General features: G+C 46.5%; 14 protein-coding genes. 5 read left to right on the top strand and 9 right to left on the bottom strand.

Annotated features, from left to right (window positions below; all coding sequences use genetic code 11):
* Nucleotides 1-89: 89 nt before the first annotated feature.
* The 7 genes from queF to argC all read right to left on the bottom strand — a co-directional run bounded on the left by queF (nt 90) and on the right by argC (nt 6,812).
* Nucleotides 90-587: a preQ(1) synthase gene (queF, locus tag BLQ53_RS00340; RefSeq protein WP_093724863.1), complete on the bottom strand. Its 498-nt coding sequence runs from the start codon at nt 585-587 to the stop codon at nt 90-92.
* A 40-nt stretch (nt 588-627) separates the two neighbouring features.
* Nucleotides 628-1,512, bottom strand: coding sequence for a ribokinase (gene rbsK / locus BLQ53_RS00335; RefSeq protein WP_093724861.1), 885 nt, complete (start codon nt 1,510-1,512; stop codon nt 628-630).
* Between the two features lie 14 nt (nt 1,513-1,526).
* Nucleotides 1,527-2,426 carry a formyltetrahydrofolate deformylase gene (purU, locus tag BLQ53_RS00330; protein ID WP_093724859.1) on the bottom strand — a complete coding sequence of 300 codons (900 nt, stop codon included), beginning with the start codon at nt 2,424-2,426 and terminating at the stop codon, nt 1,527-1,529.
* A 125-nt stretch (nt 2,427-2,551) separates the two neighbouring features.
* Entirely contained in the window at nt 2,552-3,730 is a 1,179-nt protein-coding gene (locus BLQ53_RS00325; RefSeq protein ID WP_093724857.1) for an acetylornithine transaminase, read from the bottom strand.
* Nucleotides 3,723-4,523, bottom strand: coding sequence for an acetylglutamate kinase (gene argB / locus BLQ53_RS00320; protein WP_093724855.1), 801 nt, complete (start codon nt 4,521-4,523; stop codon nt 3,723-3,725). The genes BLQ53_RS00325 and argB overlap by 8 nt, the downstream gene beginning before the upstream one ends.
* A gap of 13 nt (nt 4,524-4,536) precedes the next feature.
* Nucleotides 4,537-5,760 carry a bifunctional glutamate N-acetyltransferase/amino-acid acetyltransferase ArgJ gene (gene argJ / locus BLQ53_RS00315; protein ID WP_139180822.1) on the bottom strand — a complete coding sequence of 408 codons (1,224 nt, stop codon included), beginning with the start codon at nt 5,758-5,760 and terminating at the stop codon, nt 4,537-4,539.
* 14 nt (nt 5,761-5,774) lie between these two features.
* Entirely contained in the window at nt 5,775-6,812 is a 1,038-nt protein-coding gene (argC, locus tag BLQ53_RS00310; protein ID WP_093724853.1) for an N-acetyl-gamma-glutamyl-phosphate reductase, read from the bottom strand.
* A 366-nt stretch (nt 6,813-7,178) separates the two neighbouring features.
* Here argC and BLQ53_RS00305 point away from each other — a divergent pair, with 366 nt between their 5' ends.
* The 3 genes from BLQ53_RS00305 to BLQ53_RS00295 all read left to right on the top strand — a co-directional run bounded on the left by BLQ53_RS00305 (nt 7,179) and on the right by BLQ53_RS00295 (nt 9,922).
* Complete coding sequence (locus BLQ53_RS00305) at nt 7,179-8,621, top strand: sodium/proline symporter (RefSeq protein ID WP_093724851.1); 1,443 nt, start codon at nt 7,179-7,181, stop codon at nt 8,619-8,621.
* 128 nt (nt 8,622-8,749) lie between these two features.
* Nucleotides 8,750-9,481, top strand: a complete 732-nt coding sequence (locus BLQ53_RS00300) for a GntR family transcriptional regulator (protein WP_244499228.1) — start codon at nt 8,750-8,752, stop codon at nt 9,479-9,481.
* Between the two features lie 186 nt (nt 9,482-9,667).
* Nucleotides 9,668-9,922, top strand: a complete 255-nt coding sequence (locus tag BLQ53_RS00295; RefSeq protein WP_093724847.1) for an HPr family phosphocarrier protein — start codon at nt 9,668-9,670, stop codon at nt 9,920-9,922.
* A gap of 34 nt (nt 9,923-9,956) precedes the next feature.
* Here BLQ53_RS00295 and BLQ53_RS00290 read toward each other — a convergent pair whose 3' ends face one another.
* Entirely contained in the window at nt 9,957-10,901 is a 945-nt protein-coding gene (locus BLQ53_RS00290; RefSeq protein ID WP_093724845.1) for a fumarylacetoacetate hydrolase family protein, read from the bottom strand.
* 99 nt (nt 10,902-11,000) lie between these two features.
* Between BLQ53_RS00290 and BLQ53_RS00285 the strand changes: the two genes are divergently transcribed.
* On the top strand, nt 11,001-11,933 hold the full coding sequence (locus BLQ53_RS00285) for a nucleoside hydrolase (protein ID WP_093724843.1): 933 nt from the start codon (nt 11,001-11,003) through the stop codon (nt 11,931-11,933).
* Between the two features lie 130 nt (nt 11,934-12,063).
* A complete protein-coding gene (locus BLQ53_RS00280) occupies nt 12,064-12,849 on the top strand; it encodes a histidinol-phosphatase HisJ family protein (RefSeq protein ID WP_342005030.1) in 786 nt (261 codons plus the stop codon).
* On the opposite strand, the gene BLQ53_RS00275 is transcribed toward BLQ53_RS00280, so the two are convergent.
* Entirely contained in the window at nt 12,841-13,647 is an 807-nt protein-coding gene (locus BLQ53_RS00275) for a hypothetical protein (protein ID WP_093724839.1), read from the bottom strand. The genes BLQ53_RS00280 and BLQ53_RS00275 overlap by 9 nt on opposite strands.
* Nucleotides 13,648-13,759 lie beyond the last annotated feature (112 nt).

Here is a 13,759-nt window from a genome sequence, read left to right as displayed (position 1 = left end):
AAGACATCCCTTTATCAGGGATGCCTCCTCATAAACACAAATGGTCATATTTTTTTACAAACTTCTATGGCCATACAGGTTATCACTGCTTATCTATTATCCACTTTCTCCGGATACATATCATGGTTCATCATGCGATGATCTGCCATTTGCTCATACTTCGTGCCTGGACGGCCGTAGTTGACGTATGGATCGATGCTGATGCCACCGCGTGGTGTGAACTTGCCCCATACTTCGATGTAGCGTGGGTTCATCAGTTCTTTTAGATCGTTCAGGATGATGTTCATGCAGTCTTCATGGAAGTCCCCATGGTTGCGGAAGCTGAACAGATATAGCTTAAGCGATTTGCTTTCCACCATTTTTTCATCCGGAATGTAGCTGATGTAGACAGTACCGAAATCCGGCTGGTTCGTGATTGGACACAGCGTCGTGAACTCCGGGCAGTTGAATTTCACGAAGTAATCGCGATATGTGTGTTTATTATCAAAGGTTTCGAGAACCTCAGGTTTGTAATCGAAATCGTAGACATTGTTTTTGTTGCCAAGCAATGTTACGTCTGTCATTTCTTCTGGCTTTCTTCCTGCCATTTTTATTCCTCCTTGCTAACTTTTACACAAGCGTTTCCTATTATAAAGGATTTTGTCCGTTTTGTCTCATGAAGGCGATGACTTCTTCATGCGTCGGCATGCCGGCTTGTGCACCGTGTGACCCAATTTGCAAGGCTGCTGCCGCGTTGGCGTAGCGGCAAGCTTCATCCAGCGGAATGCCGCTGGCCAGCTTGAGGCCGAGTGCAGCATTGAATGTGTCGCCAGCTCCAGTTGTATCAACTGGCTGGACCGGGAATGCTGGTACATGCCCGCCGCTGTGGATGACGCCCGCTTCCCCTTTTGTGATGACAAGTTTATTGGCGTATTCCCTTAGTGCCTTATCTGTATCGTCAAATAAAATGGCAGCTTCAGATTCATTCGGCGTCATGTACGCTGCCTGATCGATGATTTCACGCGGTAGCGACTGTGCCGGAGCAGGATTCAATATGTAAGGTATATCCGCTTCTTTACAGCACGCAGCCGCAGCTGCTACTGTCTCGAGCGGAATCTCCAGCTGGATGAGGACAATATCACTTTCTTCGATGATTTTCCGCTTCGCTTCGATATAAGCCGACTTGAGCTGAAAATTCGCCCCCGGGATGACAGTAATGCTATTATCCCCATCTACCACCTGGATGACAGCAACACCGGAAGAAGTGTCGGCTCTGCCAATATGCTCTGTCCGGATACCTTCCCGCTTGAGAACCTGCGTCAGCTCATCCCCAAAAGGATCCTGACCGATCATACCAATCATGGTGACATCGGCACCAAGCCTGGCTGCAGCGACGGCTTGATTGGCTCCCTTGCCGCCGGGGAATGTCTCAAAGCGCTCACCCAGTATTGTTTCACCGGCAGCGGGACGCTTTGCAGAAGTAGCAGTCAAGTCCATATTCAGACTGCCGATTACCGTTATTTTTGGCGCCATGGCCAAGTCCTCCTTTAAAATACGATCGTTTTATTGCCGTATACGATCACACGATCATCCACATGCCATTTGATTGCACGCATGAGTACACTTCGTTCGACGAGACGGCCGACACGTTTCAGATCTTCTGCTTTATCCTTATGATTGACCCGATGGATATCCTGCTCGATGATCGGACCTTCATCCAAATCGGATGTCACGTAGTGGCTCGTTGCCCCTATCAGCTTCACCCCTCGCTCGAAGGCGCGTTCATATGGCTTGGCGCCAATGAAGGCTGGAAGGAAACTGTGGTGGATATTGATGATTTTATTTTTATAATTCTCCAGGAAGACAGGTGTCAAGATCTGCATGTACCTCGCGAGAATGATGGTGTCGATATCATATTGCTCCAATAGCTCAAGCTGCTGACGCTCTGCTTGCTGACGAATATCCTTGTTGGCAGGAATGTGATGGAATGGGATATCATAGGCTTCTGCCAATTCGCGTGCGTCCTCATGATTGCTGACAATCACCGCAAGGTCGGCCATCAGATTGCCGCTTTGATATTCCCATAGAATTTCCTGCAGGCAATGCAGTTCCTTCGACACGAATAAAGCCAATTTTTTCAAATGACGGACGCGCACAAGCTGCCACTCCATCCGGAAATGATCTGCAATCTGCCGGAATCCCTGCTCCAGCTCTTGCTGCGTATCGCCGTCCTGTCGGCATTCGAATTCAATCCGCAGGAAGAAACTCCCCCCATCCGGATCTGTTGTATATTGATTTGATTCCATGATATTTGCTTGCTGCTTATAAAGGAATTCGGAAACTGCTGCGACAATTCCCGGCTGATCAGGGCAGGAAATGACGATCCGATATCTGTTTTCATTCTGCTGCTGGAAAGCTTTGATTTTATCTAGATAATGTGCGGACATGACTAACCTCCTAATATTCTTCTATCTTAACGATTGTATCTTGTTTCGACAACAGATAATTGTGACAAAAAAATACGATCCCAAATTGATTGGAATCGTATGTATTGTATGAGTGCTGCGTTGCTTTATGCACTTGCGATTTGCTTCAACGTCCCGATACAGAAATCGGCTTCCGCTTTGGTCGTATTGAGCGGCGGTAATATACGCAGTACATGCTCCCCTGCTACCAAAACAAGCAAACCGAGCTCACGAGCCCGGTGGACAAGCTCGATTGCTTTTCCTGTCGTACCTAAGCCGAGCAGCAGCCCTTTCCCGCGCACATCGGTGAATCCACTGGACTTGGCAGCGATAGCTTCCAGCTCACCCCGGAAATAATCAGCAATCTCTTGTACCTCCATCAGAAACACAGGATTCGTAATTACTTCCAAGGTAGCTTTTCCCGCTGCAGCCGCTACTGGATTTCCCCCGAACGTACTGCCATGACTGCCCGCTTCAAAAGCTGCGGCTGCCTTGCTGGAAGCAAGCATTGCACCGATCGGAATTCCGGAAGCCAACCCTTTTGCGGTAGTCAGCACATCGGGCTCTACACCATACTGCTCATAAGCATAAAGCGTACCAGTACGTCCGGCGCCGGTTTGCACTTCATCCAGCATGAACAGTACATCATGTTCTTTACACAGACGCTCCACTTCCTTTACCCACGCAGGATCAGCAGGGATTACGCCACCTTCCCCTTGGACAAGCTCCATTAATACACCGCATGTATCAGGACCGATCAGCTCTTCCAATGCTTCGACATCGTTATAAGGGAGATAGCGGAAGCCCTTTGCCAGCGGTGCGAAGTTTTTCTGGATCTTTTCCTGACCTGTTGCAGCCAGTGTCGCAAGCGTACGTCCGTGGAAGGATTGGCTGAAGGTGACAACCTCGTATCCTGTTGTTCCCTTTACTTTCTGGGCATAGCTGCGCGCCAGCTTGATTGCCGCTTCATTTGCTTCTGCACCGCTATTGCCAAAGAATACTTGATCTGCGAATGTATGGGCAGTCAGAAGCTCTGCAAGCTGTTCTTGAATCGGAATATGATAAAGGTTGGAACAATGCCAAAGGGTATCCAGCTGTTCCTTGACCGCTTCTTTCACGGCTGCCGGGGCATGACCCAAGTTACAAGTGGCGATTCCGGCAGTGTAATCAAGATATTGTTTACCTGCATCATCCCAGACATAGCTTCCTTCCCCTTTTGTTATGGAAATCGGGAACCTACTGTAAGTCGGCATGACAGCTGATGCAGCTGTATTCGTTTCAGACATGATGGGCCTCCTCCGATAATGTAATGGTTGTTCCTGCGACTGTACCTTCTACTAGTTGCAATAAACTGTCATCAGCAAGTCCGTTGACGATGGTGACTTTTCCTGCCCCATGCTCCAACGCTTCCAATGCTGCTCGCACTTTCGGGATCATACCATCCTTGATGAGTCCCTCGTTTATCATCTGTTTCAATTCTCTGTCCGTTACATTAGTGAGCATCTGTTTCTGCCCTTGTTCCTGCCGATAAATCCCTGGAATGTCGCTTATGAAGCACAGCTCTGCATGGAGCGCACGGGCGATGGCTGATGCTGCAAGGTCGGCGTTGATGTTGAAGCGGGAATTTCCTTTCCCGCCAGCCAGCGGGGAAATGACTGGAATATTACCTTGTGAGACAATCTGTTCGATCAGAGCTGTGTTCACTTCTGTTACAGTTCCGACCAGACCGAGCTTATCCGCATTCGCAACAGGTTCTGCGTACAGCAGCTTGCCGTCCAGTCCGCTTACGCCATAGGCATCCGTCCTGGCCATCAGCTTCCTTACAAGAAACTTATTTACAGCGCCGCTCAGCGCCATCTCGACAACATCAAGCACCTCTTCTGTCGTCACCCGTAGCCCATCGACGAATTCCGTCTTTACTCCTGTCTGTTTCAGCAGGTCATTGATCAGCTTGCCGCCTCCATGTACAATGATAGGCTTCCAATCGCCCTGCTTTTGAATGGCTGCAATATTATCATAGAAATTATCCGGCAGCTGGTCGATGATGCTGCCACCGCATTTGATAACTAGGAAATTCATCTAGCCGCCCCCCTCATGTCCGATAGGAGGCATTGATTTTGACATAATCATATGACAAATCACAGCCCCAAGCAGTCGCTTCCTCGGATCCTTCCTGCAAATCAATCGTGATCAGGACCGCTTCCTGCTTCAAATGCTCGCTGGCTTCAGCTTCATCAAACAATGTAGGGTTGCCATTCTGCACAACCATGCTATCGCCCAGCCAAACTGAAATCTTATCCGGGGAAAAAGAAGCGCCGCTGTATCCTGCTGCCGTAATGATACGGCCCCAGTTCGGATCCGCTCCATATACTGCCGCTTTCACAAGACTGGAAGCCACGATAGCCTTGCCTATTTTCCGGGCATCTGCAGCTGTTTTGGCTTGCTGTACATGGACTTCGACAAGTTTCGTCGCTCCTTCTCCATCACGAGCGATTTTCTTCGCCAATTCCTGTGACACATACTGGAAGGCTGCAGAAAATTTCTCCCATTCCGGATGAGTCGGGTTCAGCTCTTTATTCCCCGCTTTTCCGTTGGCCAGTACAAGAACCATATCGTTCGTACTTGTATCTCCATCAACTGTGATCATATTATAGGAATTATCCGTCGTCTTCTTCAGCAGCTGTTCCAGCATGTCATTTGGAATAACAGCATCTGTCGTCACGAAAGCGAGCATGGTCGCCATATTTGGATGAATCATGCCAGATCCCTTCGCAGCCCCCCCGATGGTAATCGGTACGCCGTCTATTTCCACGCTGACTGCAACTTGCTTTGTACAGGTATCTGTCGTCAGGATGGCTTTTGCAAAATCATCTGCCTTGCCTTCATCCTTTATTGCTTGAATGCCCGATATTATCTTATCCATCGACAGCTGGACGCCAATCAATCCAGTAGATGCTACAGCTGCATGCTGGAGTTGAATCCCAAGCTGGTCAGCAAAAGCTTTACGCATTGCATAAGCATTCGCCAAACCTTCTTCTCCAGTACAGGCATTGGCAATACCGCTATTCACCACAACTCCCTGTAGTTTGCCCTCGAATGCGACGCTTTCTTCAGTCACGAGCAGCGGCGCTGCCCGAAAAGAATTCAACGTATACACACCAGCAGCTGCAGCTGGAATGTCTGAATATACCCATCCTAAATCAAGTTTGTTGTGTTTGCGGATACCAATAGCTGCCCCACCTGCCTGGAAACCACTTGGGCTGGTAACATTACCATTTTCAATTATTGTATATGCCGCTTCTTCTGCCTTTATCATTTGATCCCTCTCCTTCATGGATAAACCGGCAGCATCCATAAACCCGTCGTCTGCTCCCAACCTTGCATGATATTCATATTCTGGATGCCTTGACCTGCTGCACCTTTTACCAGGTTGTCAATGACAGATACGATGGTAAGCCTATTTGTCCGTTCATCCAGATGCAATCCGATGTCACAGAAATTGCTTGTTGCAACTTCTTTCGTCGCCGGCCATTCTCCTTGCGGCCTGAGTCGGACAAACGGATGAGTCTCATAATATTTTTCATATAATTCCAATAATTCAGTCTCCGACAAACCGACTTGCAGATTGGCATAGATCGTGGCCATGATCCCTCGAGTCATCGGCACCAGCTGTGTAGAAAAGCTGACGGGCTGCTGCGTACCGCCTGCTTCTGCCAAAAGCTGTTCAATCTCAGGAATATGCTTATGCGATCCCAGTTTATAAGCTTTCATATTTTCATTGATTTCACTATAATGTGTTACGGCACTCGGAGACTTACCTGCTCCCGAAAGGCCTGACTTGGCATCGATGATAATGGAGGCTGGATCTACCAGGCCATTATGTACAGCCGGCAACAGACCAAGCAAAGCGGCAGTCGGATAGCAGCCAGGATTTGCCACAAAGTCTGCTTCCGCTATCTCCCTCTTATTCCATTCAGGCAGTCCGTAAACTGCTTTTTCCAATAATGCTTGTGAAGCTGGGTCCGCTTTATACCATTTGTGGTAAACTTCGGGATCCTTCAAGCGGAAATCCCCTGCCAGATCCACACAGCGGATACCCGCCTCCACAAGCTGCGGAAGCAAATCTCTGCTCACCCCGGGCGGAGCTGCAAAAAAAGCAAAATCCACTTGCTCTTTTAAAACTGCCACATCAAATGTCTCCATATTCCCTTGCATAAAACCATCTGTGTGCGGATATAATTCGGTCAATGATTTTCCAGCACTGGAATGGGAGATGATTGCTTTTACTTCTGCATATGGATGTATATGTAAAAGTCGAAGCAACTCTACCGCGCCATAACCTGTACCGCCTATTATTGCGACTTTCACAAACGTAACCCCCTGTGATCAAGTATGAATTAGTTAGTAATTATACTTTACTATGTATTTTTATTCAATAGTTATGATGAAAAATATCAGCTAACCATCCCCTCACTCACACCTTGACCCCACTTATAATACTATGTATAATCAGTATATTAATTTGGCACTGCATCTCAGATATGTGCAACGGTAAAAAGCAGACTCTATAACTGTCCCCCCTTATCATTTAAGAGCTTAAAAGCATCGATTAAAGGAGGCGAGTAGCATCATGACACCACTCATTTGGTTTTTATACGTTATCGTACCCGTTTTAGGTATGCTTGCTGCATTCATCCAAGCAAGCCGCATGAAAGAGGAAGGAGAAGATAACGAATGATTGCAACATTTATTGTCTATTTGGTAGCCGTTTTCATAATCGGTTATACAGCAGAAAAATTCATCACAAAAGGAGAAGAAGGATTTTATCTGGGAGATCGTAATTTTGGGTCGTTTTCGACTGCTATTAGTGCAGGTGCTACCGATTCAAGCGGATGGATCTTTATCGGAGCAGCAGGCCAGGCCTATATTGCCGGTATATCGACTATGTGGATGCTGCCTGGATTTTTGATTGGTTATTTTGTAAACTGGTTTGTCGTTGCCCCGAGACTGCGTAAGTTTTCCGAAAAGTCGGAAGCTCTGAGTATGTCCGATTATTTCGAGAAACGCTTCCATGATAAATCGCACTTATTGAAGGTTACCTCCAGTTTGATAATCGTCATTTTCTTCATTGCCTATATGGGCTCCCAATTGTCTGCCGCCGGAAAGACATTGGATGCTGTCATTGATTTCGATTTCAATACCGGTCTAGTATTGAGCGGTATTTTTGTATTAGGGTATTCCATACTCGGTGGTTACCGCTCTGTTATGATTACAGATGTCACCCAAGGCCTCATAATGCTCGGTGTGCTCCTGGGATTCCCGATCTATATGATTTTCTTCCAATTAGGTGGACCTGATGTCTTCTTCAACACTATTGCCAGCATCGATCCGCTGCTTGTCTCCCCGGCAGCCGGCAACGTCGGTTCACTAGCACTCGGAATCATCATTGGGCATATCGCTTTCGGGTTTGGCGTACCCGGCCAGCCCCATATCTCCCAGCGTTTCCTGTCAGCCAAAGACGGCCAAACAATCAAGCAGGGCTCCATCATCGCGATGGCATGGATAATCATCACCATGACGGGTGCCAATTTGCTCGGACTCATCGGACGTGTCTTATTGCCGAATTTGGATGATCCGGAATATGTATTCCCTACTGTGGCTCTGGACGTATCGCATCCGATCGTAGCAGGTATAATAGTCGGGGCGATTTTTGCCGCGATACAATCGACTTTTTCTTCGCAATTGATGGTAACGACACAAGCAATTGCAAGCGATATATGGAAGTCCTTTTCAAAGAGGCAGTACACCAGTAAACAAACCTTATTCATCAGCCGATCCGCCATGGTCGTACTAACGTTGCTTTCCATCGGTATCGCCTTATTGAATCTGGAATCCGTCTTTGCCCTCGTACAGTACGCCTGGGCTGGGCTTGCCGCCAGTTTTGCTCCTGTCCTTCTATTCAGTCTCTATTCGGATATCGCAACCAAATGGGGTGCCTTCTGGAGCATGATCACCGGTTCAGTCGTCACTGTAATCTGGAAAGGATTTGGCTTGGATACGTATATATACGAAATCATTCCGGGACTGGCAATCTCCACCATCGTTCTGCTGGCAGTTAGTATGCTGACGAAAAAACATGATGCATCTCCCACGAAGGAAGAAAGTATGAATCTATAATATGACAAACAGGCTTGCCAGTATTGGCCGGTCTGTTTTTTTTCAGTCTATACATTGACTTTCCAGGAGAATCTTCCTTATCATTAGTTTCAGTTATATCTCTATTTAAAGGATGAGACGATGTGAAAATGAAGTCTTTATACAAGACCATCTACGATGATCTAGTCAGCAAGATCATGAGTGGATTCTATAAAGAAGGACAGAAGCTTCCGTCCGAGAAAGAATTGGACCTGCTCTATCAGGCTAGCAGGACACCAGTCAGGCAAGCCTTATCCAAGCTGGAAAGTGACGGTTTTATTTACCGATTACAAGGCCGCGGGTCCTTTGTCTCCGAAAACCGGCCAAAACAGCTATGGACAAGAATGACAGGTTTCACCAACTATTACTTGAGCGAATGGGAAAAGATCACATCACACACAATCAATGTGGAGACGGTGCAAGCTCCGGCAATCGCTCCGCTGTTGAAAGTGGATGAAAATGTAGAGCTGACAAAAATGACCCGTCTGCGTTACTACGAGGAAGATCCGATCATCTATTTGGAGCATTATGTCCACCCTCGTTTTCCGGTCGAGTCATTACAAACGAATGATAATTTCTTCTCCATTGCTGAGATACTCAATGATGAATTCCAAGTGAAAGTCGCCCGGGCTGACGAAGAAATCGAAGCTGTGATCGCCGATGATCGTCTCCAGGAAATACTTCAACTCGATCAGAAGTTCACACCTTTGATCAAGGTGACAAGGACCTCTTACACGGCAGCAGATGAACCAGTTGATGTTAACGTCTACTTTGTCAATTCGAAGAAATGGAAATTTGAAGTCAGTTTCCGCCAGAGCGAAAAAAACTTCGAATTTTTCTAATAAAAGCGCACTCTGATGTGCGCTTTTTTGCATATGCTTATTAAAATCATTGCACTCGCTGTACAATATGTTATACTGCTACCAAGTAATGTTGTAAGCGCTACCAAAGAGGTTAGGCTGCTTGCACTTTTCTGCTGCTGCTGTAAAATTTGGTATGGCAAAATGCTAGATAAAGGAGAATGATTTATGCGATCGAAGAAAACACTCATCCATGCTGCAGTAGATATCAACCAGACTGCAAACAAATTCAAATCGAGCATTGTTCTAGTAATGGATAATAGGGTGGTAGATGCCAAAAGTATGCTCGGACTATCCAATAGTGTACTAACGTCCGATTTCTTCCGCTTGGAGATATATGGCGAAGACGCCAAGGAGGCAAAGAAGGCGATGCGGGATGTATTCCTCAGCAACGGCCTCCCTGTGGAGATAAGCAATAAATAAAAAGACGGCTCCCGACAACGGAGCCGTCTTATATTTAAAGTCGGGCTGGCTTTGGAATAATTGTATTCCGCAGCTGTCCGACTCCTTCAATTTCGATTTCGACTACGTCCCCCTCAGTCAGGAACTGTGGCGGGTCCATAGCAAATCCGACTCCATTTGGCGTGCCGGTCATGATTATATCCCCTGGTTCCAAGGTCATGATACCCGAGATGAATGAAACCAAGTAAGGAACGGAAAATATCAGATGCTTCGTATTGGAATCCTGCCGTTTTTCCCCATTCACAAACGTGCGTATCGATAGGTTCGATACATCTTCTATTTCCTCCGCAGTGACAAGATGCGGACCCATCGGCGCACTGCGATCCAATGTCTTGCCTTGAAGGAATTGCGGCGTCCGGCGCTGCAAGTCACGTGCCGATACATCATTGGCAACGGTATATCCTGCTATATAGTCTATCGCTTCGTCTTCCGTTACTTCCTGCGCCTTCCTCCCGATCACTACTGCCAATTCACCTTCATAATCCAGTTTTTCGGTCAGCTTCGAATGATACACACCTTGATCATGCGCGCAAACCGCATTGGAGAACTTTCCGAAAAGAACAGGGTAATTCGGCAATTCCCGACCCATTTCTTCAATATGATCTTTATAGTTCAAACCGACGCAAATAATTTTGCCGGGCTTTGGAACCGGCGGCCCGAGGGTGATTTCTTCGGTCCTGTACTGAACTTTCTCCAGTCCTTCTGCAATTGCAAATGACTCCGCCCGGAAAGCGCGCTTCATCGCATGCGTCCCCATGCTGTAAAAAGCATTCGGATCAGCTGGAAGCAGACTCTCAACCGTCATCGCCAAATCCACCTCTCCCTCTGACAGGAGAAACTGCCGGTACGATTCCTGTAGATCAATGATACGCCCTTCCACCCTGCTGCCGATTCGATACGGATTAAAGTCCTTGCCAACTTTATATGCTACTAGCTTCATCCAAGCACTCTCCTTCTTTTGCGAATACTCAAAATTGACTCTCTCTTTCTATGATATAGTAAGAAAGTCAGACAGCATAGAAGAAAGGGAGTCATAACAATGAAAAACGTCTATTTGAATCATGATGGCGGTGTCGATGATCTTATTTCGCTTTATCTTTTACTGAAAATGGAGAATGTGCGCCTGATCGGATGCTCCGTCATTCCAGCAGACTGCTATTTAGAGCCAGCTCTATCCGCGAGTAGGAAAATAAGCGACCGTTTTGGCAATTGCGAGACACTTGAGATTGCAGCATCCACTTCCCGGGGCAAGAACCCGTTTCCGAAAGACTGGCGCATGCACGCTTTCTTTGTTGACGCATTACCAATCTTGAATGAACATCTGCCAGTGCGTACCAAGGTTGCTGAAAAACCTGCCCATCTGGATTTGATCGATAAATTGAAAGCACAAGAAGATAAAACAACCCTTATCTTCATCGGACCGCTTACGGATTTGGCTCGTGCTCTGGAAATGGACCCTAGCATCGTACAGCATATCGAGAAGCTTGTTTGGATGGGAGGCACCTTGCTGCCAACAGGCAATGTCGAAGAGCCGGAACATGATGGGACTGCCGAGTGGAATGCTTTCTGGGATCCAGAAGCGATGGACATTGTTTGGAAAAGTGACATACTAATTGATATGGTAGCGCTGGAAAGTACCAATCAAGTGCCTTTGACTGTGGATATCCGGGAAGAATGGGCCCGTAATCGCAAGCATGAAGGGGTGGATTTTGTCGGACAAAGCTATGCTGCCGTACCGCCGCTTGTCCACTTTGAGACAAATTCGACCTATTATTTATGGGATGTACTTACGACAGCTTCCGTCGGGAACAGCTCATTAGTGAAGAAAAAACCTGTCCAAGTAAGTGTCGAGGCTGACGGTCCGTCACAGGGACGTACATATGAAGATGAGAACGGGAAGGAAATTCAATTGGTGTATGATGTCGATCATGATGCTTTCTTCTCTTACATTCTCTCATTGATGAAAGCATAATGGACCTTTGTTTCATATAATTGGTATCGCATATATACAATAAATTTGTTATACTATTCCGTGGCCGTTATCCACATGTGGATAACCTAATAAGTACGAACGGAAAGAAGGCAGATTAGAGATTATGTATATGGATTACCATCATCACACGAATAACTCAATCGATTCCAAGGCTGTCATGCAAGAGGTGTGTGAACAAGCAATCACCAAGGGAATCAAAGAAATCTGTTTCACCGAGCATTATTCCGTAAATCCAGATGCCCCAACCTACGGTCATATGGATTTCGCTATATATCAGCAGGATATCAAGGATTCACAAGCATCCTACGGTGACCGATTGACCATCAAGATGGGGATTGAATTATGCGAGCCGCATTTGATGATGGATGTATATGAGAAAGAGCTTAGCTCCATACCATTTGATTTCATCATGGGATCTGTGCATAATATCGGCAACCAAAAACTGAGACTGCATTTGCGCGCGAATCAGGACACCTTCTATGATGACTATTTCGCCGAAATGTACAAGCTCGTTTCTGATGCAAATATCGATGTACTCGCACATATCGATTTGATGAAGCGGTATGCTGTCCAGGAAGGACATGAAGTGTATGTATTCGAGCAATATAAAGATCAGATTGCCGCTGTTTTGGAAAAAGCGATACAGCGCGGCATCGGCATCGAAATCAATACATCCGGTCTTCGGAGTTCTCTAGGGGAAGCTCTTCCGACACCGCAAATCGTATCGCTTTACCATGATTTAGGTGGAAAGATCCTGACACTTGGCTCGGATTCCCATAAGGCCGAAACAGTCGGTGCCGGTATAAAAGAGGCTGCACAAATTGCAAAGCAATGCGGTTTCACCCATATATATCAGTTTGATAAGCGCGAACCAAAAGCTGTATCCCTAAGCTAAGATCTTCTTTTCATTACGCAGTTTTTGTTTGATGAATGCTTTGAATTGCTCATCCTGGCTTTCCGGCACCAATGCTGGATTGTCGGGATTTTGCATATATGAATTTTCTTCACTCCATAGTTCCCTCTTCAAAACCCGCAGCCTGACATAATAAAACATCAGTTTGAGATCAAGCCACATCTCTTCTTTGAAGAATTCAAATACCTCTGCTTGACTTGCTGTCGTCTCCTCTTTCTTCTGAGCAATTGTATATTGCGCCTGTACGACTTTATTTAAATGCTGTTCCATCAATTCCTGTTCCGCCGTCGTGAATGTTCCCTTACTGATCGTATCATCCATCAGTTTTTCCGCTTCAGCTGTATGCTTTAATATCGCCTGCTGCTCTTTTTGAATCGTATCAAGAAGCTCAAAGAATCTGGTAAAAGCTTGCTGAATGATGTCGGTCGCCAGATGCATGACATTCTTCTCCACAGCCTCCAGCAACTGACGAAAGGAATGATAGCGCTGATCTGTCAATTTCACTCCATTGTCAGAAGTCAGCCTCCGTATCATCTGGACACAGGTCATATAACTATAATAACGAACAGCCAACTCTTCCACTTCATGCTGAGCAGGTACCCTGCCATCCTCTGCAACAAGCAAATGCTCATTGCTTGGCATAAACGTGAAATAATAATGGACCGGTATCTGGTTGTCCTTACAGACCGCCGGACAAACATCAACACGCTCATCTTCCTGTTGGCGGCTGCGATCGGACGCATCAACCACCGGATTTGGTAACGTTTCTTTCGTAATCATGCTTTTCCCTCCGTTCTTTCCTGCTTATATCTAGTATTTCACAATTTTCCCCAACTCAATCCTACCTTATTTCCCTATTCTTTTGTAAGCAGTTTCATTCCATAATAAAAAA

Origin of the sequence: Terribacillus halophilus (assembly GCF_900101385.1) — a bacterium.
Classification (GTDB): Bacteria; Bacillota; Bacilli; order Bacillales; family Amphibacillaceae; genus Terribacillus; species Terribacillus halophilus.
Note: the sequence above shows the minus strand (reverse complement) of the source record. Positions and strands in the feature narration are given on the sequence as shown.

Excerpts from the sequence above, each read along its gene's own strand:
- BLQ53_RS00275 (WP_093724839.1), bottom strand. The coding sequence starts at position 13,647 with ATGATTACGAAAGAAACGTTACCAAATCCGGTGGTTGATGCGTCCGAT.
- BLQ53_RS00280 (WP_342005030.1), top strand. The coding sequence starts at position 12,064 with ATGGATTACCATCATCACACGAATAACTCAATCGATTCCAAGGCTGTC.
- BLQ53_RS00305 (WP_093724851.1), top strand. The coding sequence starts at position 7,179 with ATGATTGCAACATTTATTGTCTATTTGGTAGCCGTTTTCATAATCGGT.
- BLQ53_RS00285 (WP_093724843.1), top strand. The coding sequence starts at position 11,001 with ATGAAAAACGTCTATTTGAATCATGATGGCGGTGTCGATGATCTTATT.
- argB (WP_093724855.1), bottom strand. The coding sequence starts at position 4,523 with ATGAATTTCCTAGTTATCAAATGCGGTGGCAGCATCATCGACCAGCTG.
- argJ (WP_139180822.1), bottom strand. The coding sequence starts at position 5,760 with ATGATAAAGGCAGAAGAAGCGGCATATACAATAATTGAAAATGGTAAT.
- purU (WP_093724859.1), bottom strand. The coding sequence starts at position 2,426 with ATGTCCGCACATTATCTAGATAAAATCAAAGCTTTCCAGCAGCAGAAT.
- BLQ53_RS00295 (WP_093724847.1), top strand. The coding sequence starts at position 9,668 with ATGCGATCGAAGAAAACACTCATCCATGCTGCAGTAGATATCAACCAG.
- BLQ53_RS00325 (WP_093724857.1), bottom strand. The coding sequence starts at position 3,730 with ATGTCTGAAACGAATACAGCTGCATCAGCTGTCATGCCGACTTACAGT.
- queF (WP_093724863.1), bottom strand. The coding sequence starts at position 587 with ATGGCAGGAAGAAAGCCAGAAGAAATGACAGACGTAACATTGCTTGGC.
- BLQ53_RS00290 (WP_093724845.1), bottom strand. The coding sequence starts at position 10,901 with ATGAAGCTAGTAGCATATAAAGTTGGCAAGGACTTTAATCCGTATCGA.
- rbsK (WP_093724861.1), bottom strand. The coding sequence starts at position 1,512 with ATGGCGCCAAAAATAACGGTAATCGGCAGTCTGAATATGGACTTGACT.
- BLQ53_RS00300 (WP_244499228.1), top strand. The coding sequence starts at position 8,750 with ATGAAGTCTTTATACAAGACCATCTACGATGATCTAGTCAGCAAGATC.